Source organism: Vasconcelosia minhoensis LEGE 07310, from assembly GCF_015207255.1.
GTDB classification, from domain to species: Bacteria; Cyanobacteriota; Cyanobacteriia; order Phormidesmidales; family Phormidesmidaceae; genus Vasconcelosia; species Vasconcelosia minhoensis.
In genome coordinates this window covers 66,669-88,008 of record NZ_JADEXG010000010.1, presented here as the reverse complement: position 1 = coordinate 88,008, position 21,340 = coordinate 66,669, and the positions used below count along the sequence as shown (strand labels likewise).

The 21,340-nt window shown below is 57.4% G+C and carries 22 protein-coding genes; 8 read left to right on the top strand and 14 right to left on the bottom strand.

Translation table 11 applies throughout. From position 1 onward, the window contains the following. The first annotated feature begins 315 nt into the window (after nucleotides 1–315). The gene (locus IQ241_RS06425) at nucleotides 316–1,425 is read left to right on the top strand and encodes an ATP-grasp domain-containing protein (protein ID WP_193905593.1); all 1,110 of its coding nucleotides are present in this window, start codon (nucleotides 316–318) and stop codon (nucleotides 1,423–1,425) included. Here IQ241_RS06425 and IQ241_RS06420 read toward each other — a convergent pair. The 3 genes from IQ241_RS06420 to IQ241_RS06410 all read right to left on the bottom strand — a co-directional run bounded on the left by IQ241_RS06420 (nucleotide 1,416) and on the right by IQ241_RS06410 (nucleotide 4,537). Next, entirely contained in the window at nucleotides 1,416–3,083 is a 1,668-nt protein-coding gene (locus IQ241_RS06420) for a mechanosensitive ion channel family protein (protein WP_193905592.1), read from the bottom strand. The two genes, IQ241_RS06425 and IQ241_RS06420, sit on opposite strands and share 10 nt — an antisense overlap. A gap of 80 nt (nucleotides 3,084–3,163) precedes the next feature. After that, nucleotides 3,164–3,811, bottom strand: a complete 648-nt coding sequence (locus IQ241_RS06415; protein WP_193905591.1) for a TVP38/TMEM64 family protein — start codon at nucleotides 3,809–3,811, stop codon at nucleotides 3,164–3,166. Nucleotides 3,812–3,817: 6 nt separating this feature from the next. After that, nucleotides 3,818–4,537 (bottom strand): TVP38/TMEM64 family protein, encoded by a 720-nt coding sequence (locus tag IQ241_RS06410; protein ID WP_228021435.1) that lies wholly within the window; start codon nucleotides 4,535–4,537, stop codon nucleotides 3,818–3,820. Between the two features lie 270 nt (nucleotides 4,538–4,807). On the opposite strand from IQ241_RS06410, the gene IQ241_RS06405 reads away from it, so the two are divergent. The 6 genes from IQ241_RS06405 to IQ241_RS06380 all read left to right on the top strand — a co-directional run bounded on the left by IQ241_RS06405 (nucleotide 4,808) and on the right by IQ241_RS06380 (nucleotide 9,154). Then, complete coding sequence (locus IQ241_RS06405; protein WP_193905589.1) at nucleotides 4,808–6,217, top strand: sensor histidine kinase; 1,410 nt, start codon at nucleotides 4,808–4,810, stop codon at nucleotides 6,215–6,217. Between the two features lie 50 nt (nucleotides 6,218–6,267). Continuing rightward, nucleotides 6,268–6,942: a response regulator transcription factor gene (locus tag IQ241_RS06400; protein ID WP_193905588.1), complete on the top strand. Its 675-nt coding sequence runs from the start codon at nucleotides 6,268–6,270 to the stop codon at nucleotides 6,940–6,942. Nucleotides 6,943–7,082: 140 nt separating this feature from the next. Next, a complete protein-coding gene (gene upp, locus IQ241_RS06395; RefSeq protein WP_193905587.1) occupies nucleotides 7,083–7,733 on the top strand; it encodes a uracil phosphoribosyltransferase in 651 nt (216 codons plus the stop codon). A 10-nt stretch (nucleotides 7,734–7,743) separates the two neighbouring features. Then, nucleotides 7,744–8,061, top strand: a complete 318-nt coding sequence (locus tag IQ241_RS06390) for a hypothetical protein (protein ID WP_193905586.1) — start codon at nucleotides 7,744–7,746, stop codon at nucleotides 8,059–8,061. A 112-nt stretch (nucleotides 8,062–8,173) separates the two neighbouring features. Next, a complete protein-coding gene (locus tag IQ241_RS06385) occupies nucleotides 8,174–8,485 on the top strand; it encodes a YggT family protein (RefSeq protein ID WP_193905585.1) in 312 nt (103 codons plus the stop codon). A 30-nt stretch (nucleotides 8,486–8,515) separates the two neighbouring features. Then, complete coding sequence (locus IQ241_RS06380) at nucleotides 8,516–9,154, top strand: Uma2 family endonuclease (RefSeq protein WP_193905584.1); 639 nt, start codon at nucleotides 8,516–8,518, stop codon at nucleotides 9,152–9,154. A 67-nt stretch (nucleotides 9,155–9,221) separates the two neighbouring features. Here the strand turns inward: IQ241_RS06380 and IQ241_RS06375 are convergent, their stop codons facing one another. The 9 genes from IQ241_RS06375 to IQ241_RS06335 form a co-directional block, all read right to left on the bottom strand. Next, nucleotides 9,222–9,656: a hypothetical protein gene (locus tag IQ241_RS06375; protein ID WP_193905583.1), complete on the bottom strand. Its 435-nt coding sequence runs from the start codon at nucleotides 9,654–9,656 to the stop codon at nucleotides 9,222–9,224. A 49-nt stretch (nucleotides 9,657–9,705) separates the two neighbouring features. Beyond that, complete coding sequence (locus IQ241_RS06370; protein ID WP_193905582.1) at nucleotides 9,706–10,566, bottom strand: shikimate dehydrogenase; 861 nt, start codon at nucleotides 10,564–10,566, stop codon at nucleotides 9,706–9,708. Between the two features lie 46 nt (nucleotides 10,567–10,612). Further along, on the bottom strand, nucleotides 10,613–11,086 hold the full coding sequence (locus tag IQ241_RS06365) for a DM13 domain-containing protein (RefSeq protein ID WP_193905581.1): 474 nt from the start codon (nucleotides 11,084–11,086) through the stop codon (nucleotides 10,613–10,615). A gap of 102 nt (nucleotides 11,087–11,188) precedes the next feature. Further along, on the bottom strand, nucleotides 11,189–11,812 hold the full coding sequence (locus tag IQ241_RS06360) for a Crp/Fnr family transcriptional regulator (RefSeq protein ID WP_193905580.1): 624 nt from the start codon (nucleotides 11,810–11,812) through the stop codon (nucleotides 11,189–11,191). Between the two features lie 37 nt (nucleotides 11,813–11,849). Further along, complete coding sequence (locus IQ241_RS06355; protein WP_193905579.1) at nucleotides 11,850–12,212, bottom strand: hypothetical protein; 363 nt, start codon at nucleotides 12,210–12,212, stop codon at nucleotides 11,850–11,852. Nucleotides 12,213–12,500: 288 nt separating this feature from the next. Then, a complete protein-coding gene (locus IQ241_RS06350) occupies nucleotides 12,501–13,892 on the bottom strand; it encodes an alkaline phosphatase family protein (RefSeq protein ID WP_193905578.1) in 1,392 nt (463 codons plus the stop codon). A 10-nt stretch (nucleotides 13,893–13,902) separates the two neighbouring features. Continuing rightward, on the bottom strand, nucleotides 13,903–14,736 hold the full coding sequence (gene lgt, locus IQ241_RS06345; RefSeq protein WP_193905577.1) for a prolipoprotein diacylglyceryl transferase: 834 nt from the start codon (nucleotides 14,734–14,736) through the stop codon (nucleotides 13,903–13,905). Nucleotides 14,737–14,744: 8 nt separating this feature from the next. After that, complete coding sequence (locus IQ241_RS06340; protein WP_193905576.1) at nucleotides 14,745–16,295, bottom strand: sulfatase-like hydrolase/transferase; 1,551 nt, start codon at nucleotides 16,293–16,295, stop codon at nucleotides 14,745–14,747. Between the two features lie 123 nt (nucleotides 16,296–16,418). Then, nucleotides 16,419–18,494 (bottom strand): thioredoxin domain-containing protein, encoded by a 2,076-nt coding sequence (locus IQ241_RS06335; protein WP_193905575.1) that lies wholly within the window; start codon nucleotides 18,492–18,494, stop codon nucleotides 16,419–16,421. Nucleotides 18,495–18,682: 188 nt separating this feature from the next. Here IQ241_RS06335 and IQ241_RS26150 point away from each other — a divergent pair, with 188 nt between their 5' ends. Further along, a complete protein-coding gene (locus IQ241_RS26150; RefSeq protein ID WP_193905574.1) occupies nucleotides 18,683–19,702 on the top strand; it encodes an S-layer homology domain-containing protein in 1,020 nt (339 codons plus the stop codon). A 127-nt stretch (nucleotides 19,703–19,829) separates the two neighbouring features. Here IQ241_RS26150 and IQ241_RS06325 read toward each other — a convergent pair whose 3' ends face one another. Then, nucleotides 19,830–20,459, bottom strand: coding sequence for a DedA family protein (locus IQ241_RS06325; RefSeq protein WP_193905573.1), 630 nt, complete (start codon nucleotides 20,457–20,459; stop codon nucleotides 19,830–19,832). A 120-nt stretch (nucleotides 20,460–20,579) separates the two neighbouring features. Next, nucleotides 20,580–21,137: an Npun_F5560 family protein gene (locus IQ241_RS06320; RefSeq protein ID WP_193905572.1), complete on the bottom strand. Its 558-nt coding sequence runs from the start codon at nucleotides 21,135–21,137 to the stop codon at nucleotides 20,580–20,582. Nucleotides 21,138–21,340: the final 203 nt, after the last annotated feature.

Genomic DNA, 21,340 nt, shown 5'->3' with positions numbered 1-21,340 from the left:
GTAGACTGTTTCCTATCGTGAGATGTATCATCGAGCTGCTGAAGCATTATCAAGGAACGGTTTATCTAGAGCCCGAACCTAGAAATTGGGTGACACAATGTAAAGATGTGGGCCTCGCGCTTATCCTGCCAGTAGGTTGGCTCTTTGCTGCTATTGTTTTTGATAAGTATGGATGAATCTATCTCCAGGTCGAAGCATCTAAGATCGGCTTATGGATTGAGCTGATGAATCTAGCGGAGTGTTTCTCTTAACACAGTTACAGCGGTACCGCAGAGGGTAACCCTAGTTTGCGCAAATTGATCTGTAGGCGATTCGATGGCCCAGCCCACCCTTTTTAACCATGACGTCATGAACTGCACCCACCCGTCGGTGCTGGGGAATCACCTCTATGGCAGTCGAGCCCTGGGTTTGACTGAGCCCGCTGACCGGATTCAGCTACATCCTGACCTAGAGCCCGAGTGGGCCGCGATCGCGGCCCACTATCAGCGGGTGGGCCTGAGCCACAGCCAGCATCCGATCTGGGATACCTCTTTTGAGAGACTGGCCGACTATGCTGACTGGCCGCTGTCGGTCTTTTTCTTTGGCGACGGGGTGAATCCGGGCAGTCAGACCGAGAAACGGCTGCGATCGCGCGACCCAAACTGGCTAAAAACGGTTGAATATGTCAATTCAAAAAATAACTTTATTGCCTTAGCCGAGCAGCTTGGAGTCTCCGTACCGCAGACGGATTGCTTCGACAGCGCCAGCGCCGTCGATCACCTGGATCAGATGGTCTATCCCTGCTATGTTAAACCGGCGGTATCGGTAGACGGGGTCGGCATTCGGCGCTGTCAGGATGCGACCCAGCTGGCCTCAGCCCTGAATCAGCTGGAGCAGGAGGGACCGGTTCAAATTCAGCAGGAGGTGCCTGCGACCGCCTTTCTAAATTTGCAGTATGAAGTCGTCCAGTCCGAGGCTAAACCGCTGGCCGCTACCGAACAGGTGCTCGACGGCTTTGCCCACTGTGGCAACCGCTACCCCACCGCGCATCAGCCCTGGGAGGTAGTACAGCCGCTGGCTGACTGGATGGTGGCACAGGGAATGCGGGATATTTTTGCCTTTGACGTGGCGGTGGGGAAGGATGAGGCCAACCCGCAGTATTGGGCAATTGAGTGCAATCCGCGCTACAACGGGGCCTCATACCCCACGGGCATCGCCGCTAAGTTAGGGATTGCCGCCTGGACCAGCGACACCCTGGAGTCGCCGGTCAAATCCCTAGAGCAGCTAGACCTTAGCGGTTTAGAGTATGACGCCCAGCGTGGGACTGGGATCGTTTTGGTGAGCTGGGGCGTGGTTTTGGTCGGTAAGATAAACGTGCTGATTGCCGGGACGTTAGAAGAGCAGCAGGCGATCAAGGCTGAGCTGCGGCAGCGGCTTCAGGGCTGAGACTGGTTGGGCGATTTGGCCGGGTGAGGGTACTTGCCGTTGAATAGCTGGCTGAGCCAGTCCTTGGCTTCGGCATTGAGGCCAATCGGCAGCTCGCCGTCGATAAAGTGGAGGTCGCGCTGGGGGAAGGGAATTTCGACCCCTTTTTCGTGGAGAGCTTTAGCGATCGCAAAGTACAGGTCGCTTTTAATTAAAAACTGCTTATTGGGCTGCATAATCCACACCAGCAGCTCAAACTCCAGGGCATTGTCGCCAAAGCCTTGAAAGAATACCTGTGGAGCGGGCGTCGAGAGCACGTCGGGATGGCGCGCGCCAGCTCCTAGCAGCAGATTGCGCACCTCCACCGGGTTTGACTTGTAGGCCACGCCCACGGGAATATGCAGCCGCGAGATCGGATTGCGGTGGCTCCAGTTAATCACTTCGCTTTCTAAAAATCGTGAGTTGGGCACGATGATCGAAATTTGGTCAAGGGTACGGATTTCGGCACTGCGAGGGCCAATTCGTTCGACCGTGCCCATGTATTCGCCAAAGGAAATAAATTCTCCCACCTGGATCGGGCGCTCAAATACCAGCACCAGACCGCTGCCGATATCCTTAATAATATTTTGCAAGCCCAAACCAATACCGACACCTAGGGCACTGGCAATCAGCGTCAGCGAACTCAGGTCTAGCCCAGCCAGCTGCAAGAGAATGACGCTGCCGATGAAAATCAGGCTGTAGCGTACCAGAATCGCGATCGCTTCCTGTACGCCGCGATTGATCCCGGTCGCGCGCAAAATCCGTGACTTGAGGATATTGGTAATCGCCCCAGCGCCGATAAACACGACAAAGATCAGCGCAATCACCGTGAAGATGTTGAGGATCGAGAATGTTTCGCTGCCCAGGGTCAGCGTCTGTCCTGTAAAGCTATCGATCAGCGTAGAGATTACCCGATAGCTAAACTGGCGCGTTCGTGGAAACAGATTCATCACATAGAGCAGCGCCCCCATCCAGATGCTCAGCCTGACCAAAAACAGGGTCAGGTTGAGCAGGATATTGACCAGGGTGAAAGAACCGCCGCTGGGGTCGTCCTGGGAAAAGGTGATCGATCGAATCAGGCTGCTGATGTATCGCCGCCAGACCAAGCCGATCAGCCAGTTGGCTAATGTCGCGATGATTGGAACGACAATCACCTGCCAGAGATGGGCCTGAACGTAGCTCTCCTGGCGCTGATCGTAGGCGGTCTGAAGCGTCGCCTCCAGCTCATCTGCCCAGACCAGGGCCTGGGCGCTGGCATTATCACCGCGGGCGTTGATCGCCGCATCGCTCTGGGTCACCGTCATCAGGTACTGGGTGGTCTCGCCATTTGGCGTAGAAAGCCGCAGCGTCGGCGGCGATTCATCAACCTGTGATATCACCTGGGGGACTTCCTGCCGGTTGGCCAGCCCTTGCAGCTGCTGGCTGATGCCCCGCGCTCTGGCCTGGGCATCAATTCCTTCCGTATTCGCGAGTGAAAATACCGGCTGCCCGTCAATCACCACTGGCGCACTGCTCTCGTTGGCAAACAGGGCAAAGGGAAACCAGCCGATGGAGGTAATGAAAGGAAGCGCGATCGCGATCGCAAAGCTCAGGATGGCTCCCAAGACATAGCGCAGGATCCGCTGTTGCTCGCTGTTCAAAATCTCTCACCGGTACTCTTGGCTATTCTCCCAAAGGTGTAGCAAATTTGAGTAAAGAATAGGTGACTGCCAGTGAGCCCCTAAGACTGTCTATACCGCCGAGCCAATATCGGCATCACGGATAGTAACGCCAGTAGGCTAAGCGCCAGGAGCAGCGGCACCAGACTTTGCCCATGCAGTGCCTGCATACCGCTCACCCCCACCCAGGTATAGGCCAGCGTCCCAGGAATGATGCCTATAAAGGTACCCAGGGCATAGGCGCGAAACGGCACCGGCGTCAGGCCAAACAAAAAGTTTTCCAGATTGAACGGCGAAATCGGCACAAACCGAATGGTCAATACGCAGGACAGCGCTTCTTTTTGCATCATGCCCTTGAGCTGCCGGTACCGATAGCTCTGACTAAAGCGAGCGGCAAACCAGTCGTGGAGCCAATAGCGCGCAATCCAAAAGGCCGAAATCGCTCCCAGCGTCGCCCCAACTACCGATAGGAAGGTGCCCCAGATCAGGCCGTAGACCGCCCCGCCGACAATCACCAGCAGCGTTCCCGGCACTCCAATCGAAGTTGCTAGAATATGCGCTGCAACAAACAGACCGGTACTCCAGGGATCCATCGGGTCAAAGTGCTGGATTAGGGCCTCGTGATCAAAGAGCAGCAGTAGCTTTTGCCAGCAGCAGGCTAGTAAAACGCCGATGGCCAGAAGTCCCAGCAGCCATTTTCGCGGTTTCATACCGGCTTAAGGATTGGAGGCTACCTCTTCGGTCGCGTCGGGCACATGTTCGCTCAGGGCTTTACGCGCGACCTTGGTGACGTAGAGGGTGACGGCTACCGTCGCAATGAAGCCGACGATCCGAATCGTCCAGATAATGCCGGGGTTGGAGGGCTGCTCACCCGCGCCCAGCATCGCCAGGTTGCCCGCTAAAGAGCCTAGATAGACGTACATGATGGTGCCAGGAATGATGCCTAGCGTTCCCAGCACGTAGTCTTTGAGGGAAACCTGGGTCAGTCCCAGGGCATAGTTCAGCAAGTTAAACGGAAAGGCTGGGGATAGGCGAATCAGGAAAATAATCTTGCGCCCTTCTCGCCCGATCGCATCGTCGATCGCCTGAAATTTCTGATTGTTGGCGACTTTACGGGCAATCCAGTCCCGGGCCACGTAGCGCCCTACCAAAAAGGCCGCCGTTGCCCCCAGCATTGCTCCGATAAAAACGTAGATTGAGCCTTCTACCACCCCGAATACGACACCGGCCCCCAAAGTAACCACTGAGGCGGGCAAAAAAGCGACGGTGATCGCGATATACAGCAGGATAAAAACGATGGGGGCAATCAGGCCAAGCCCGTCGATCCAGGCCAACACACCCGCTAGGGCGCCGCGAATGCCGCCGCCGGACTCAGCTGCCTCCTGGGCTAAAGCTGGGGCCGTTAGCAAAAATCCACCCAAGACAGAGAGAGCCATGATCTCAAATCCCTTACGCCAGAGCTTAGATTGCGTGAAACGTCTCATCAGATGACTCCCAGATATTAAATCTTTCGTAGGGTTTTAGTTACGCCTTTCCATTGAACGATGCCTAGCTGAGTTTTTCCTTAGAGAGCCTTGAGAGCAACTGGGATTGATGGCTAATGCTGAATCGGGCTTTCTCTGGAGCTTATCAGGGTGCTCTCAGGTTGATCCGCTACAGTCGAGTTATCTCAGTTCTTTCTGGCAATATCGTCTACTGCTGCCGCTATGCGATCGCACATCGACCCCAATTCCATTCAGTTCAGACTCACCGTTGGCATTGTCCTGGCCTCAGTATTAGGCATTGGCGGCGTCACCGGCTGGACGAATCTGAGAATGCACCGCATCCTAATCGAAGGACATAAGCAAAACGCGCTGGAAATTGCCAACCGCTTTAGCCAAGACATCGACTTTGCCAAAGACCTAATGTCCTCTCAGAAGGTGCTGCAGGAAACGATTAACTACCGCTCGACCGCCGACATTGCGATCTGGCTGCGATCGCCCGAGGGCGAGCTGATTGCCCAGTCTGATACGCTGTCGCTGGGCTCCTGGCAGATGGACGGCATCACTGAAACCTTGCTGACAATGGTGGAACCCGATGATGGCCTGATCATTCGTAAATTGCAGGATCGCTATTTTGTGATCTGCGTTGGGCCGCTGGTCGTAGAAGGCATGAAGGTGGGCGATCTGTTCGTCGTCGATGATATTACCCAGGATCAGGAGAGCTTTAACGAAGTGACGCGGACGCTCGCCCTCTCTAGCCTTCTGGTCATTTGCCTGACGGCGATCGGGATTGCCCTCTACATTCGCCGTTCTCTGTCCCCGATTCGCAAGATGAATCGCCTGGCCGCCGAGATCTCACCTCAAAACCTAGCCAACGCGCGACTGGAATTTGACCAGGCTCCGACTGAGGTGCAGGAGCTGGCCCAGGCCTGCAACCTGATGCTGACTCGAATTTCAGACGCCTGGGGCCAGCAGCGGCGGTTTGTCAGCGATGTCTCCCACGAGCTGCGAACGCCGCTAACTCTGGTACAGGGCTATTTGCAGAGCACCCTGCGGCGCTGTAATAGCCTCAGCGAACCCCAGCGCGAAGGGCTGGAAATTGCTGCCGCCGAGGCAGACCGCACCATTCGCCTGCTGCAAGACCTGCTCGACATGGCCCGGGCCGACGGCGGCCATCTGCGGTTCAATCTGGAGCAGGCCCCGCTGAAGCAGGAAGTTCAAGACATCCTAGACATGTGTCACTACTCTAGCGATCGCGTCCAGTTCCAGGCTGACGCGCCCAGCCTCACCGCCCGGATTGACCGCAATCGGCTAAAGCAGGTGCTGATCAATCTGATTGATAATGCGCTCAAATATTCCGATTCCGACCAGCCGATATTGGTTCGCCTCAGCCGCGCGGGCGAATGGGCACAGATTCAGGTGCGAGATCGCGGTCGGGGCATCCCCCCCACCGACCTGAGCCAGATTTTTGAACCTTTCTTCCGGGTTGATGAAGACCGCTCCCGCACCACTGGCGGCACCGGCCTAGGGCTATCGATTGTGAAGACGCTGGTTGAAGGCATGAACGGCAAAATCAGCGTACAGTCTAAAGTAGGAGATGGAAGTCTGTTTACAGTCCATTTTCCGATTAAATAAAGGCATCGCTGCTCACGCCGCTCGCCCCCCGGATGGGGCAGTTTTTAGACATGTCAGCCAATATCCTGATTATTGAAGACGAAGAAAAGCTGGCCAAATTCGTCCAGCTTGAGCTGGGCTACGAAGGCTACGAAGTCACTGTAGCTAACGATGGCCTATCCGGGCTGATGGCCGCCCGCGACAGCGATCCTGACCTGGTGCTGCTCGACTGGATGATGCCGGGCCTCAACGGTCTGGAAGTCTGCCGCCGACTGCGGGCCACCGGCGCGATGATGCCAATTATTCTGCTCACTGCCAAGGATGGGATCGAAGACCGAGTAGCCGGACTCGACGCCGGCGCCGATGACTATGTGGTCAAACCCTTTAGCATCGAAGAGCTGCTGGCCCGCGTCCGCGCTCATCTGCGCCGCAACCAACCCGAAGATCCCGAAATGCTCCAGTTCACCGACCTGACGCTGAATCGCAAAACCCGCGAGGTCTTCCGTAACGGTCGCGCCATCGAGCTGACGGCGAAAGAATTTGACTTGCTCGATTATTTAATTGCCCATCCTAAGCAGGTGCTAAGCCGCGATCGCATCCTCGAAGAAGTCTGGGGCTACGACTTCATGGGCGACTCCAACATCATCGAAGTCTATATCCGCTACCTCCGCCTCAAGCTCGAAGCCGAAGGCGAACCCCGCCTAATCCAAACCGTCCGGGGCGTCGGCTACGTCATCCGCAGCTAGCCTGAAGGCTTGGGAACCAAGCCCCTACCCATCCACCCCTAACGCCTACGGCGACGCTACGCGAACACTCCAACCCCTCTACCCACTATCCATCCCCTCCCAGACAGAGTAAGATAATCCCGACCTAGCCCCACGACCCTATGGCCCTGCAACTCCGCGTCTATGTGCCGCCCCATCCGCTGATTCAGCATTGGCTAGGCGTAGTGCGCAACGCGGCGACGCCTTCTCCCGTCTTTCGCGGCGCTATGGTGGAACTGGGCCGCTGGCTCACCTACGAAGCCGTGCGGGACTGGCTACCGTCCGCCGAGAGCATGATTCAAACGCCGCTGGCGACCTGCCCAGCGACGTTTTTAGATCCGGAAGTGCCGACAATTATTCTGCCGATTTTGCGGGCTGGGCTAGCGCTGGTTGAGGGTGTTCAGAGCGCCGCGCCGACTGCTTCGACCTACCACATCGGCTTCGTGCGCAATGAAGAAACGCTAGAGGCCAGCTGCTACGTCAATAAGCTACCCGACCAGCTCAATCCCGAAACCCGTGTGCTGATCAGCGAACCGATGATGGCGACGGGGGGTACAATTATGGCAGCGATAGCAGAACTCACCCAGCGGGGGATTGACCCGGCTGCGGTGAGAATCATTTCTGTCGTTGTCGCTCCGCCCGCCCTGCAAAAATTGGCAGATGCTTACCCCGCGCTCACGGTCTATGCCGCTGCGATCGATGAAGGGCTCGACGAAAACGGATTTATCGTGCCGGGGTTGGGAGACGCGGGCGATCGCACATTTGGTACCTAGGGAGGTCAGCATGGGTCAGGACAACTTTGCCAGCGGATTTATGGCAGGCGCCTTTTTAGGGGGCATTATTGGCGGCATCGTCGGCGTGCTGGCAACCTCAAAGCTCAATCGCCGCGCTGCCGCCAGCAGCAGCTTTGGCACTTTTCCAGAAGGGACTTCTCCGGCTGACATGACTGCCGAAGAGCGAATGGAAACGGCCCGACGGGGTTTAGAAGACAAAATTGCCCAGCTCAATCTGGCGATCGAAGACGTCCGCCAGCAGATGGGGCCAGTCAAAAACGGTCATCCGCCGTCTGAACGGGAGCAATCTCCCCAATTTGACAGCTAGTCGCTTAAAAAATTGTTCCTCAGGCCGAATCAGCTTTAGTTCAATCGGCTAAACTTGGAATTGGATAGTTTTCAACGCTATCTGGTTAAACATTTTTCTACCTGTTAGGTCTATGAGTTCTCCAGTGATCCCTATTTTAGTCAGTGCCCTATCGACCTTTCTGTCGATCTATCTGGTGCTATTGATTATTCGCATCTTGCTCAGCTGGTTTCCCAACATTGACTGGAGCAACCCGGCTTTTTCGGCCCTGAGCCAGCTCACCGACCCTTACCTAAATATTTTTCGCTCCATTATTCCCCCGCTCGGCGGTATCGACTTTTCGCCAATCATCGGCTTCATTGTGCTTCAGCTGCTGATGGGAGCACTCAACCGAGTCGCCGTACTGGCATCGGCTTCGTCTTTCTACTATTCCTCGTCACTATAGTGGGCTTAAGCTAGCCGGGACTCGTGACCCGTGACTTTAATTACTGACCCATCAGTTCAGTCAAGCCCTCTGAAGTTTGATCAGTTTCTGGCTCGCTACGGGGGGGATAACCGCTATGAGCTGATCGATGGTGAGGTTTTTGATTTGGAGCCGACTGGCCAACATGAAGAAGTCGCAGCCTTTATCACCGCCAAAGCCTGCGTTCAGATTGATAGGGAGAGATTTCCCTGGTTTGTGCTTCAAAGGGGATTATTTCGCCCCTTCAATGCTGATATGACGGCATTCCGGCCCGATGTGCTCGTAGCCGATCGGTCAGCGCTAGTCCATGAGCCGCTTTGGGTAGAGCAGTCAGTTCTGACCCAGGGCAGTTCGATTAAATTCATCGCCGAAGTCGTCAGCAGCAACTGGCAAAACGACTATGCCCGCAAAGTTGAAGACTATGCAGCCCTGGGCATTCCTGAATACTGGATTGCGGACTACGCAGGCTTGGGGGGGATTCGATACATCGGCAAGCCCAAACAACCGACGCTTTCGATCTGTACGCTGGTCAAGGGAGAGTACGACATTCAGCCGCTGAGAGGTCGTCAGGCAGTCACCTCGCCGACCTTTCCCAACCTCAATCTAACGGCTGAACAGGTTCTGTCAGCAGGTGGTTTAGCAGATAGCTAGCACAATGATTGACGGCGTAAGAATTCTAGTGTCAGCGCTCGAACTTGTCCCTTGCCTTTCCCCTCACTCAGCGGACCTTCCCCGTAAACCCAGACGCCTTGAACTGTCTGAGCTGCATTGGCGGCTTCTGGTTAGAAGGGATTGATACTCGGAATTCAAAATCGCTTTCTCCTGGGGGCACGTAGTCAATTCCGCCCAGACGGAAGCGATTTTTCATGACCGGGTTGTCGTTAGCGTCATAGATGCGACCGAAGACGTCGGCATCGACGACGGGTCGGCCCGATGAATTGACGGCCTTGCCGTGAATCAGGTAGCAGGTGGCGTCAATGGAGGAACCGCTGCCGACTAGCCCGTCTGCATAGGCCGCATCTTCGGGGCATTGCTCAGAGGTTAAATCCTGTAGCTCAATCTGGGTAATGGCATAGGCGCTGGGGGCAGCCAAAGTGCCGAGCAGCCAAAAGCAGGCAGCGAACAGGACAGTAATTAGGGCTTGACGACGCATAGAATTAGAGAGCTAACGGCCTTTTTCAGCTTAGCGTGATTTCTGCGAATTACTGTTGTAAATGGCTGAGCAGGGCATCGCGCATTACCGCCACTGGGATCGGCTGCTGGAGCCAGATCTCCAGCGCGGCAGCCCCCTGCTGCACCAGCATTTCCAACCCGTCAATCGGCAGCAGCCCAGCTTCAGCGGCAGACTTCAGAAACTGCGTGGGTCGCGGCGTGTAGATTAGGTCATAGGCGATCGCGCCCGTCGAAACCTGAGCCAGCTGCTTTGAGTTGAGCGGCGACGCCGTCGTCTGCGGGTGCATCCCCAGCGGCGTCGTGTTGACGATTAAAGCCGCCTGGGGCAGGTAGTCACCTAGCTTTTCCCACGGGTAGACCGATAGGGGTGGCTGCAAAGCCGAGGTGCGCCAGCTCTGCAAGAAGGCTGATAGCTTATTGGGACTGCGGCCAAAGGCCCAAATCTCGGGACAGCCCAGCTGATGGCAGGCGGCGACCACCGCTCGGGCCGCTCCGCCGTTGCCCAGGATCAGGGCAGGCGACTGCGTCCAGCCTCGGTCGAGCTGCTGCAGCGGCGATAAAAAGCCGGTGACGTCCGTATTGGTGCCGTGCCAGCCCGCCGGGCCGCGCCACACCGTATTCACTGCGCCAATCGCCTCCGCTACCGGGCTGACCTCGCTCAGCAGCGGCAGAATAGCCTGCTTATGCGGAATGGTTAAATTGAATCCCCTAACGCCAATGGCTTCAAAGCCCTGAATGGCAGCAGGCAGAGCCTCGGGGGCGACCGGGAAGGGGAGGTAGGCATAGTCGGCGGCTAGATGCGCGATCGCGGCACCCTGCATCACTGGCGACAGCGAATGCGCCACGGGATAGCCGACTACGCCCAAGAGCTGAGTTGTACCAGTAATCAAGTCAGGAAAAGCCTAAAAGCCAGTTTTACCCTGGGATCATACCGCGTTAGCTGAGGCTGGCATAGCCAAAGGTGACGTTGAACTGGCGGCACCAGATCACCGCCGAAGCAAAGTCCGCCGCTGAGATATCGTCAGGAATCAGATAGCGCTGGGTTCCCTGCACCTGCTCAAGACGGCCCAGATTGACGTAATCGCTAGCACTATAGCTGTCGGGCACAGCAGACCGGTGCAGCAGCACAAACAGGTCTGGCCCCCGATCGGTGCTGAAGCCATTGCCTAGCTCCAGAAAGCGCTGGCCGTCTGCTTCGATAATGCGAGCGGTTCCTGCCGTGGGGTGGGCATCGCCGACAAAGGTGCCTGACCTGAGGGCCGGAGCCGCCTGACTGATCAGGGTAGCGGTCTGAGGCTGGGGAGTCGGGGCGCTAGTCGTTCGGACTTGACCCGCCTGAAGAGCAGACTGACCGGCAAAAAGCGCGATCGCAAATCCGGTTCCAACTAAGGCAATACGTGAAAGCTGCATGGAATTAGGCTCCTGATTGAGTGCAGTCTCAAATTAAGGGGATAACCCAAGGCCAGCCTGATGCAGCGCTGAGAATTCACTAAGCGTTTGACGCTTTTTTGCTTAGCCGCTGCGAATGCGCTCAAACGTCTCTTGCTGGATTCGCTTTTCCTGACCAGACCAGAAGATTTTGCCCTGCGCCTCTAGCCGCTTCAGAAATCGCGTGACGGTGACTCGGGTCGCCCCGATCGATTCGGCAATTTCCTGGTGAGTAAGCTTCAGCAGCAGCAGCCGTCCTTCAGGCGTAGACCGGCCAAAATCTTCGGCCAGCCAGCAGATGAATTGTAAAAGCTTTGTCTCAACATGACGGCAGTGCGAAATGCGCAACAGCGCCTCGGCCTGACGGGCCTGATCTAGCCAGATCGACCTGTCCGGATGCGCCATTTCCCCCACTTCCATGAATTTCGCCTCGACCGGCGTCAAACAGTGAATTTCATAAAGATGGTTTGGCATTGCGGGATAGCCCACCAGGCTGCCCGCTCCCCAAAAGCCCAGGGGCACCAGGTCGCCGCTCGGATTCCAGGTTAGCGATCGCACCGTTCCCGACTGAATCTGCCAGCAGCCACCCGCCCTCAGCGGCAGCTGCTCGCGGCGGTCGAACTGAATCGATTGGGGAGTGTACACCCGTTGAACCCGCCGCGGGGATAGGGGCGTTAGTTGAAAGACTTTTTCCGTTGTTGGAAGCATCGTTTTACCTTAAGTCAGTAAGCATTAGCCCAAACCCTTAGCGCATTAGCAAACCTTGGGTCGCCCGCCTTTGAGGCCGCTTGGCAGGCAGCTGAACCGGCAGGGCGGTAGGGGATTTAGGCGCATAGTCGAGACAGTCAACAGCGTCTTTGGTCAACGCAGCGCAGGGACGCACCGTACATTTCAACCGATAGTCGCCGGTGAAGTAAGCGCAGCGGTGGCAGGGCACCTGATGCAGCTGCTGGCAATACTGCCAGCCCGCTCTGAGGGTTCTCACAGCACTCCATAGCAGAACGCCGAGCAAACCCAGAAGACCCGCTAGGTAGGCCGCTGTTGTCAAGATTTTGAATATGAGATTGAAGATCACCATAGCTACCAATGGAATGACGGAGGTTTCCACAGCCCTGTTTCATGGGCAAATCGGAAACGTTAGGCCTCAGCTAATGAGAAAAATAATCAACAAGCTGCTAAGAGTATACGCCAGCTTGTTATAAATGAAAACTATTCTCAATAAATTCCAGAAATTTTTCCCTTTTCTGAGCCAACACTCAGGATTATGCCTATCAAATTTCCCCAAGCAACGCAGTTTCAAAGATAGGAATCAATATCAGGTAGCTGCTAGCGCCTACGCTTCGCGAACACCCCTACCCTTCGGGAAGCCGCTACCGCGTCTACACTCCCCCACTCCCTACAAAGCCAGCACCCGCCCCCGCAGCTTCACCGGCGGCTCAATCCCATAGCGGTCGAGCAGCGTAGGCAGAATGTCATAGAGCTGAGCCCCCTCTAGCCGCTGCCCTCCCTTAGGCTGCTGCGGATCGTGAAAGATAAACAAACCCAGGGGAGCATGATTGGCGTCATCGGGGCCGGTGTCGTTGTTGGCGGCGTAGAGGCTGCCGCCGCCGACGCTGCCGACAGAGCGCCAGGCCAGGTCGTCGAAGTAGGTAATCAGGTCGGGGGCAATGCCGCGGACTTTTTGATAGATTTTCTGCGGGATGTGGGCCTTCACGTTGAGCGGGCTGTCGTCCGGGGCGGTGAGGGTTTCGAGCTCGGCGGCCAGCTGCGATCGCGCTGCCTGATAGTCCGCCAGCGGAATCGTCCCCTGGGGCTCGCGGCCCTGCACGTTCATAAAAATGCGACCATAGTAGCCGCCTGCGCCCCAGGCTTTAGTCCGGCTCCAGTCCACGGCCACCTGATCAAGCGGGGTAGGCTCAGTCGGCGTTTCCTTTAGCGTCAGATAGCCCTTTTGGATTAGCCATTCGTTCAGGCAGATGCCGCCCATCAGCGGCTGGGCACCGTGGTCGGACACTACCAGCACCGCTGTATCGGGGCCGCAGTGGGTCAGCAGCTCGCCCACCCGCCGATCGACATGGCAGTAGTAGTCGTGGATGGCGCTGGCGAAGGGCGCGTTCGGCTCATGCTGCGGATGGGTTGGGTCCATCGGCTTCCAGAAGGCATGGTGAATCCGATCAACCCCCATATCTACCAGCATCAGAAAGTCGGGCGCATCCCGCTGGATCAGCCGCTCGGCCAGGGTAAAGCGCTGGTCGCAGAGGGTATAGATATTGTCCAGAATCCGCTGCTTGTCTTCTGAACGAAACTGGGGCACGTCCAGCATAAAGTCCGGCAGCCAGTCCAAAATCTGCTCGGCCAGCTCGGGCGGATGAGTAAACGGCAGAGAGGGATTCGGCGTCAGAAAGCAGGAGACCAGCGACCCGTTCACCGGGTAGGGTGGCGATGTCCCCGGCACGCTCAGCGCCGCCACCCGCCAGCCCGCTGCTCCCAGCAGGTCCCACAGTCGCGGAAAGCGCACGGCCTGGCCGTCGGCAATGGTCATCTTTTGATAGTCGCGGCTGGCCCGATTGCGAAAGCCGTAGATGCCCAGCTCGCCCGGGTCGCGCCCGGTCATCATGCAGCTCCAGGCGGGCACGGTGATGGCGGGAATGCTGCTTTCCAGATGGCCGTAGCTGCCCTGAGCCATCAGCTTAGATAGGTGCGGCAAATCCTGCCGCCAATGCTCAAAGACCAGCGCTGGAGCCATACAGTCCAGGCCAATGATCAGCAGCCGGGGAGCGAGGGACATAGCGATCGCGTCAGGTTTTGACGGCGGTAGGACGGTGGCGACGATAGAGCAGCACCGTTGCGGTTACAACTGCTGCAAAGGAAAGAATATGCACCATGTTGAAGGGCGTCCCCGGAAAAAACCAGGAGTCCGTACGCAGAAATTCAATAAAAAAACGACCCAGCGGATACCAGAGCAGATAGACCAGGGACAGATCGCCGGGCTTGAGCTGAGCCTTAAACCGTTCAGACAGCCAGAAAATCAGGCAGAACCCAATTGCGTTCCACAGCGATTCATACAAAAACAGGGGGTGGAACCTTACCGACTCGGGATAGGCGCTGAGATCGTTATAGGGCGCAATCCGCCGGTTGGGGTCGATGCGCAGTCCCCAGGGCAGGTCGGTGGGTGGGCCGTAGAGTTCCTGGTTGATGAAGTTGCCCCAGCGGCCAATCGCCTGGGCGAGCGGTAAGCTGACCGCGATCGCGTCTAGATACACCAGCGTCGGCAGCTGCCGCAGCCGGGTGAACAACCACAGCGCTAGCCCGCCAAAGATAAAGCCGCCAAAGATATGAATGCCGCCGCCCCAGACTTGAAGAATCTTGAGCGGATTGCTGAGGTAGTAACCAATTCCCTCAGCCGTGCGCGGCGACTGAATAAACACGTAGTAGAGCCGCGCCCCGATGAATCCAGGAATAATGATCCAGAACAGCATGTCCCAAAAATTTTCTGGATCCTGCCCCCGGCGAGCGACTTCGCGGCTCGCCAGGGTTGACCCGATGATGATTGCCGCCGCCATCAGCAGACCGTACCAGCGCAGGGCAAAGGGGCCAATTTCGAAGATGATTGGATCTACGGGGGGGTGCATGGTAAGGGTTAATCCTCTAAGTAGCCCAGATCCTGAAGGCGGCGACGGACTTCGGGGTGGTCGAAGCCGGTGGCCTGGGCCTGGGTGAAGACCTGGCTGTGCTGGTCGGCGTCGGCGCGGAAGCCTTCCAGAGACTCTTGCAGGGCTTCGACCTGCTCGGGCAGGATTTCGCTGAGGTCGAGGTCTTCTTGGGGATCGGTGAGAAAGTCGTAGAGTTCTAGGGTTTGACTGCCGGTTTCGATCAGCTTATGCTGGCCGCTCCAGACGGCGCGACGGGCCTGGTCGCAGGCATGGCTGCGAACCAGTTCGGGCTGGCGCTTTTGAATTAGTTTGAGGACGTTCTGCGGCGGTACGGCTTCGGCAAAGACGGACTCGTCGGTGAGCTCAGCCGGGGGCGCGTCCAGGCTCAGGGCTGCTTCTTCGGGCGTGGCCAGGCCAGCGGCAGTGAGCACCGTATGGAACAGGCGGCGGGTCGAAACCACGTCATCGCGGTAGGTGCCTTTGGCAAAGCCCGACTGCGGTCCGCGAATGATCAGCGGCACCTGGATCAGCTCGTTGTAGATCGATAGGCTGTGGCCGATCATCCGCTTCTCGCCCAGATGTTCCCCATGGTCGGCGCAGACAATTACCAGGGTATTGTCGAGCCGTCCGGCCCGGGCTAGCTGGTCAAAGAAGGCTCCAACCAGGCTGTCCTGGTGGGCCACTTCGGCGTCATACATGCCGTCCAGGGTGGCTTTTTGCGGTTCGTCCAGCATCCCAGCCAGCGGCGCTAGCCAGCCGTAGACGTCGCTGTTGAAGCGGCGCAGGTAGCTGCGGGCCTGCCGATCTTTGAGCACATGGGGAGCAAATCTTTCCACCTGCGATCGCGGCGGATGGTAGGGCATATGCACCCCCATCAGGTTGATGAAGGTAAATACCGGCTGGCCTTCGGCTACCCCCTGCCGCCGAATCAGCAGTCGGGCCGCGTCGTCCAGGGATTTGCGGGTGTTGCCTTTAAAGTTCAGCGCCGTCTGCCAGAGGGGCACCATCAGCGGCGTAAACGACAGCGCCAGCAGCGCCTCAGACCGGGCAAAGGCATCCTGGATGCGGCTGAGCGCACCGGCAACGACCCGCTTGAACTGCTGCCGGTAGCGATCTAGCCAGCTAGAGGGTACGCCGGCCTGGTTGGGCCGGGAGGTGAGCAGGCCGCTGTAGTTCAAAAAGCTATAGAAGCCGCGCCGCAGGCCGTTGTTGATTACGCCGACTAGGGGATTATTGCAAAAGGCCGCCGTGAAGTAGCCGCCCGCCTGCAAGCGCTCGGCCAGGGTCGGCAGATGCTCCGGCAGGCTGGAGTAGGACTGGAGCATCTGATGCTGGGACGGATAGACGCCGGTAAACATCGAGGCGTGGGAGGGGATCGTCCACTGGGCAGGCGCGATCGCGTTCTTAAACAGCGTCGCATCGGCGGCTAGCGCGTCGATGTGGGGCGAGGTCTCTAGCGGATAGCCGTAGCAAGACAGCCGGTCGGCCCGCTGGGTATCGAGCACGAGAAAAACAACGTCAGGCGAAGATGAGGACATGGCGATTGGGCTAACCGTCCAAAGAATTGATGGTCAGGGGCAGTCCATCCCAGTCTAGATCAAAACCTCTGGGGGCGATTTTGGGTACGATCTTCAGCCGCAAATTGAGCTGGAATCGCGAACCTAAATCTGGCTATGCTGAATTTGGGTCGAAAACTGAGCGTCGTCCATCGCTGGTTCCAGGCAGGTCAGACCGCGGCAGACCAGTCCGACAGCATCGGATGGCAGGTTGGATTCAACGGCAAAAACAGCGCTCGGCAGATATTGCTGAAGCAGCGCCGGCAGCCGCTTCGCTGAGGTGCGCACCAGCACCGGATGGCGAAAGTGATCCAGCCCCTGGAAGAGACCCGGGCAGGCCCGAGCTGCCTTTTCTATCACGACGCCAAAGGAGCGCAGCGACTGCTCGGCCCGGTCCAGGTAGCTGAGATCTTCAGTTAGCAGGGCCAGGCGGACTAGGGACGCGATCGCGACCCCATTCGGCGCAGGAATCGCGCTGTCCTGATAGCTGCGCTCTCGCACCAGCAGGTCGCCGCTGGCGGCGGCAGTCGTATTAAAGTAGCCGCCGGTTTCGCTCCAGCAGCCCTGGTCAAACTCCTGCTGCACCTGAACGGCAGAATTCAGCCATTCAGTCGCCTGAGCCGATAGGTCAGAAAAGGCCAGGCAAGCCTGTTGAATGTCCAGCAGGGCCTTAACTAGCAGCGCGTAGTCCTCGGCCTGGGCCAGGGTGGCAGGCTGGCCGTCGTAGCTGAGCCGATGCAGCCGTCCCTCAACCCACTGATTTTGCCGGATAAAGGAGGCCGCCTGCATGGCTAGCTCTAGATAGTCCTGCCGATTCAGAACTGCTGCCGCGCGGGCCAGGCCAGAAATCATCAGGCTGTTCCAGGCCACAATCATCTTGGTATCGGTGACGGGGGGAATCCGCCCGGGCCAAGGCTGCGTTTTAGCGGTTTGAGCGTCTGGGGCGGGCGGAAAAGTTTTGACAGCGGCTGGCGGCTGGCCATAGCGAGCTTCGAACAGCCGCTCTAGGGCCGCTTCGGCTTCGGGACTGAGTTCGCCTAGCTGCCGCCGCTGGAGCACATGGCGACCTTCAAAGTTGCCGTCAGCTTCGATGTAAAACTGCTGCGCTAGAGCCGCGTATTCGGCCTCGCTGAGCAAATCCTTGAGCTCGGCGGTGCGCCAGACGTAGAAGTCTCCCTCCTCCGGCTCGATCGCATCTGAGTCGGTGAAGCTATCGGCATCCTGGGCCGCATAGAAGTAACCGGCTGGGGCCTGCATTTCGCGAGTCAGCCATTGGACGGTGCCCGCGATCGCGCGCTCAAAGGCCGGGTCCTGTTCCCCCAGGCTCCAGAGGTCGGCCAGGAATTCGACAATCAGGCCGTTGTCGTAGAGCATTTTCTCAAAGTGGGGCACCGTCCAGGTGGGGTCTACCGTGTAGCGATGGAAGCCGCCTGCGACATGGTCATAGATGCCGCCCAGGGCCAGGTTTTGGCCGCGCTGGTAGCAGATCTGGCGGCTGTCAATCCCCTGATCTAGGGCATCGGTGGGAGTGAGCAGGCGCTCGCCGCGCAGGGCGGTGAGGCCGTAGGGAATCATCGGAAAGCAGGTGCCGTAGTTCGTGGGTTGCAGCACCCGAGCGCAGGCCAGTACGCCGGTTTGCAGCAGGGTCGAGCTGAGGTTGTCCGTCGCTGGCAGCAGGGTCGCCTGCTCTAGCCCCGCCGCAATCTGCGATTTAATATCGGCCACCTTCTCGGGATGGTGGGTGTAGTTGTCGTGCAGCGCCTGGAGCAGGGGCAGAAAGCCGGGCTGGCCGTAGCGGGGCTCGACCGGGAAGTAGGTGCCACCGTAAAAGGGAACGCGATCGCGCGGGTCCAAAAACACGTTCAGCGGCCAGCCCCCCTGCCCCACCATCATTTGCAGCGCCTGCATGTAGATGCTGTCCAGGTCGGGGCGCTCTTCGCGATCGACCTTGATTGGTAGAAAATGGGAATTGAGGTAGGCCGCGATCGCGGCGTCCGAAAACGCCTCTCCTTCCATTACGGTGCACCAGTGGCAGCTAGAGTAGCCAATGGAGAGAAAAATCGGCTTGTCTTCTTGCTCTGCTTTGGCGAGGGCTGCGTCACACCAGGGCCACCAATCCACCGGATTTTCAGCGTGCTTTCTGAGATAGAGGCTTTGGCTTTGGGCCAGGCGATTGGTCATGATTGGGGCTCCGCTGACTGCTTGCAGTCTACCTCAGGCCCCGTTTGAGCGCTCAACGCGGGTCCGTTCAGAAGGGTAGGCGCAGTTCTTTCTTTAGGCATAAACCCTTGACGATCAGGGTCTAAACCTGCCGAAAGGCTTGAGAGTATGGTTTAATTTGGACTAATCTTTCCCATCTTCAGCATCCCGTGTCCCAAGCTTCACCAGAACCGCCGTCCAACCCGCGCCGACTTACCGGCGATGAGCTGATTGCACTATTTGTCGCTTTTACAACTCTGGGCAGCGTATTGTTTTGGGGGTTGACTCGGACTGGAGTAAATCTCTTCGCGACGCCGCTGCTGGCGGAAGGGACTGAGCGGATAATTGAGCCTGAAAATCGGGGATTTGATCTTTTTGGCGAAGAGGAAGCTCCAGTGGATGAACCACCCTTTGTCTCTTCGCTGCCAGCCCCCCAGAATCGAGAAAGCGATCTAGAGCGGCGAGTTAGAAGGCGGCAAGACGCTATTCGTGAGGATCCCCCCATCCGCTTTTTGGAGCGTCAGCAGTCTATCCGCGAGCAGTTTGAGCGGGAGCCAGCCCAGGCAGCTGCACCGACGACGCTGATGCCCGAGCGCGAACCGGTAAGCTTTGAAGATGTCCCAGAGGACTACTGGGCAAAACCTTATATTGACGCACTTAGCAGCGCCGGGTTGATTGCAGGCTTAGCTGATAATACCTTTCAGCCCGAGAAGTCAGTGACGCGGGCGGAGCTGGCTAAACTGCTGACCCAGGCATTTGAGCTGAAGGAAAACAGCAGCAGCCTCACTTTTACTGATATCTCTGAAGAAGACTGGGCTGCTTCGGCGATCAATGAAGCGGCAACCGGCGGTTTTATGAAGGGGTTCCCCGACGATAGCTTTCGGCCTGATCTGCCCGTCCCTCGAACGCAGACACTGACGGCTCTGGTCACCGGCTTAGGGTTAGAGCCAGGGAATGATCCAACCAGTACGGTACAGCAGTATGCCGACGCCAGCACTATTCCCGACTGGGCTGTGGATAAAATAGCCGCTGCGACAAATGCTGACCTGGTAGTGAACTATCCCGATGTAGAGCAGCTCAACCCCGACCAGCCCACGACCCGGGCAGAGGCTGCCGTCATGGTTTATCAGGCGCTGGTATACCAGGGTAAGCAGCAGCCCCTTGAGTCGGAATATATTGTCAATCCTTAGGGTCGGGGATTCAACAACTGCCCACCTGTAGGGTGACGTTAGCGTAGCGTAACGCACCTAATCAACGGCCCGCGCCTGCTGCTTTAATTTTCAACCCGTAGATACCATCTGCACCACAGAGAATCCCCTATTCTCCGGTCGCCGTTGTCCGCTGCCGCGCCTCTAGCCACCAGAGTGCGCCAATCCAAGCTAGAACGATAATCAGGGCCAGTACGGTGAACTGAGCAATCCAACCTACTATCGCGGGCAGCGGAATTAGTCGGCCTAAAAAATAGGTCAGGCTGACCATCACCGAAGCCCAGGTCGCCGCCCCGATTAGGTTGCACAGTAGGAAATGCCAGTAGGGCATTCGCACAATCCCGGCCAGCGGCCCGGCCAAAATTCGCAGCAGCGCCACGAAGCGCCCTAGCAAAACGGCCTTGCCTGCATTTTCAGTAAACCGCTCGCGGACGTTCAGCAGCTGACTTTCTGGAGCCCGCAGCAGCTTGCCAATGCGCAGTAAGAAAGGCCAGCCACCGTAGTAGCCAATCCAGTAGCCAAAGTTATCGCCCAGGGTGGCACCGGCGATCGCAACGCCCAGCACGTACCAGTAGTTGAGCTCATCGCTCCCGGCCAGAAAGCCACCCACCAGGGTGACCGTTTCCCCCGGGATCGGGATGCCCATGTTTTCCAGTAAAATGCCGCAGAAAATGGCCCAGTAGCCGTATTGATGCGCGATCGCCTGAATCGTTTCAAGCGATATCAGCTCTAGGTTCATAGGGCGGGCCAAGCAATTATTTTTTCTTTACTGTTTAATCTTGGCGCGTTTTTTTGAGAACTGTCAATCGCAATTGACCGTAATCGGTCAAGTTTTTAGAGACCAAACTGTAACAGGCCGCTAGAGACTGGCAAAGCTCTGCATTACCGGTTGCGGTAATGATGCAGCTGGAAACGTCGGCAGATCGAGACAGTGACTGTGACGGCGGGTTCGCATCGCCAACCGATAGCTAACGCTGTGCAGCTCAGCATGGAGCTGCCGGTTCTCCTGCTGGATTTTAGCCACTCGCTGCTTTACCGCTGCCATCCGCTCAGCAAACTTCTGCTTATACAGTTTAGGCAGCTCCTGCACCACCTGCTCTAGCATCCGGGTGCGGTCGGTCAGTTCCTGCACGGTCTGCCGCAGCTGATAGGTTTCAGCATCGCGGCTCTCCAGCTGAGACTGATAGAAGGCAACCTGCTGCTCAACGCCCTGGAGCTGCTCACGCAGCGATCGCACTTCTGCCTGATGGCGCTCGGTGACCACCGGCGCGGGCACAAATTCTTTATTGCCTTTAACTAGCCGGAACAGCTCCTGAGACAGCTGCTGGACTAGCTGGTCACGCATTTGCAGCTCTTCGTGCAAACGCGCGACTTCGGTGTGACCATCGGTCACCTTTAAACTTACTAATTGAGTCACGAGACTCCCCCTTGATTGAAACCCCTCACACTGAACCTGCTCTGCTGACATCAAACTGCCGTCCACACCCAAGACGATTGGACAATTTGCCTACGTACAGAGAATTGCTGACAATGTAGCACCCAGAGCGTAAATTGGCATCTGTACGCCTGCGTGCTCCGAATTCATATCATCTGGGGAGCTGTAAATCCAGGTTTTGTCCC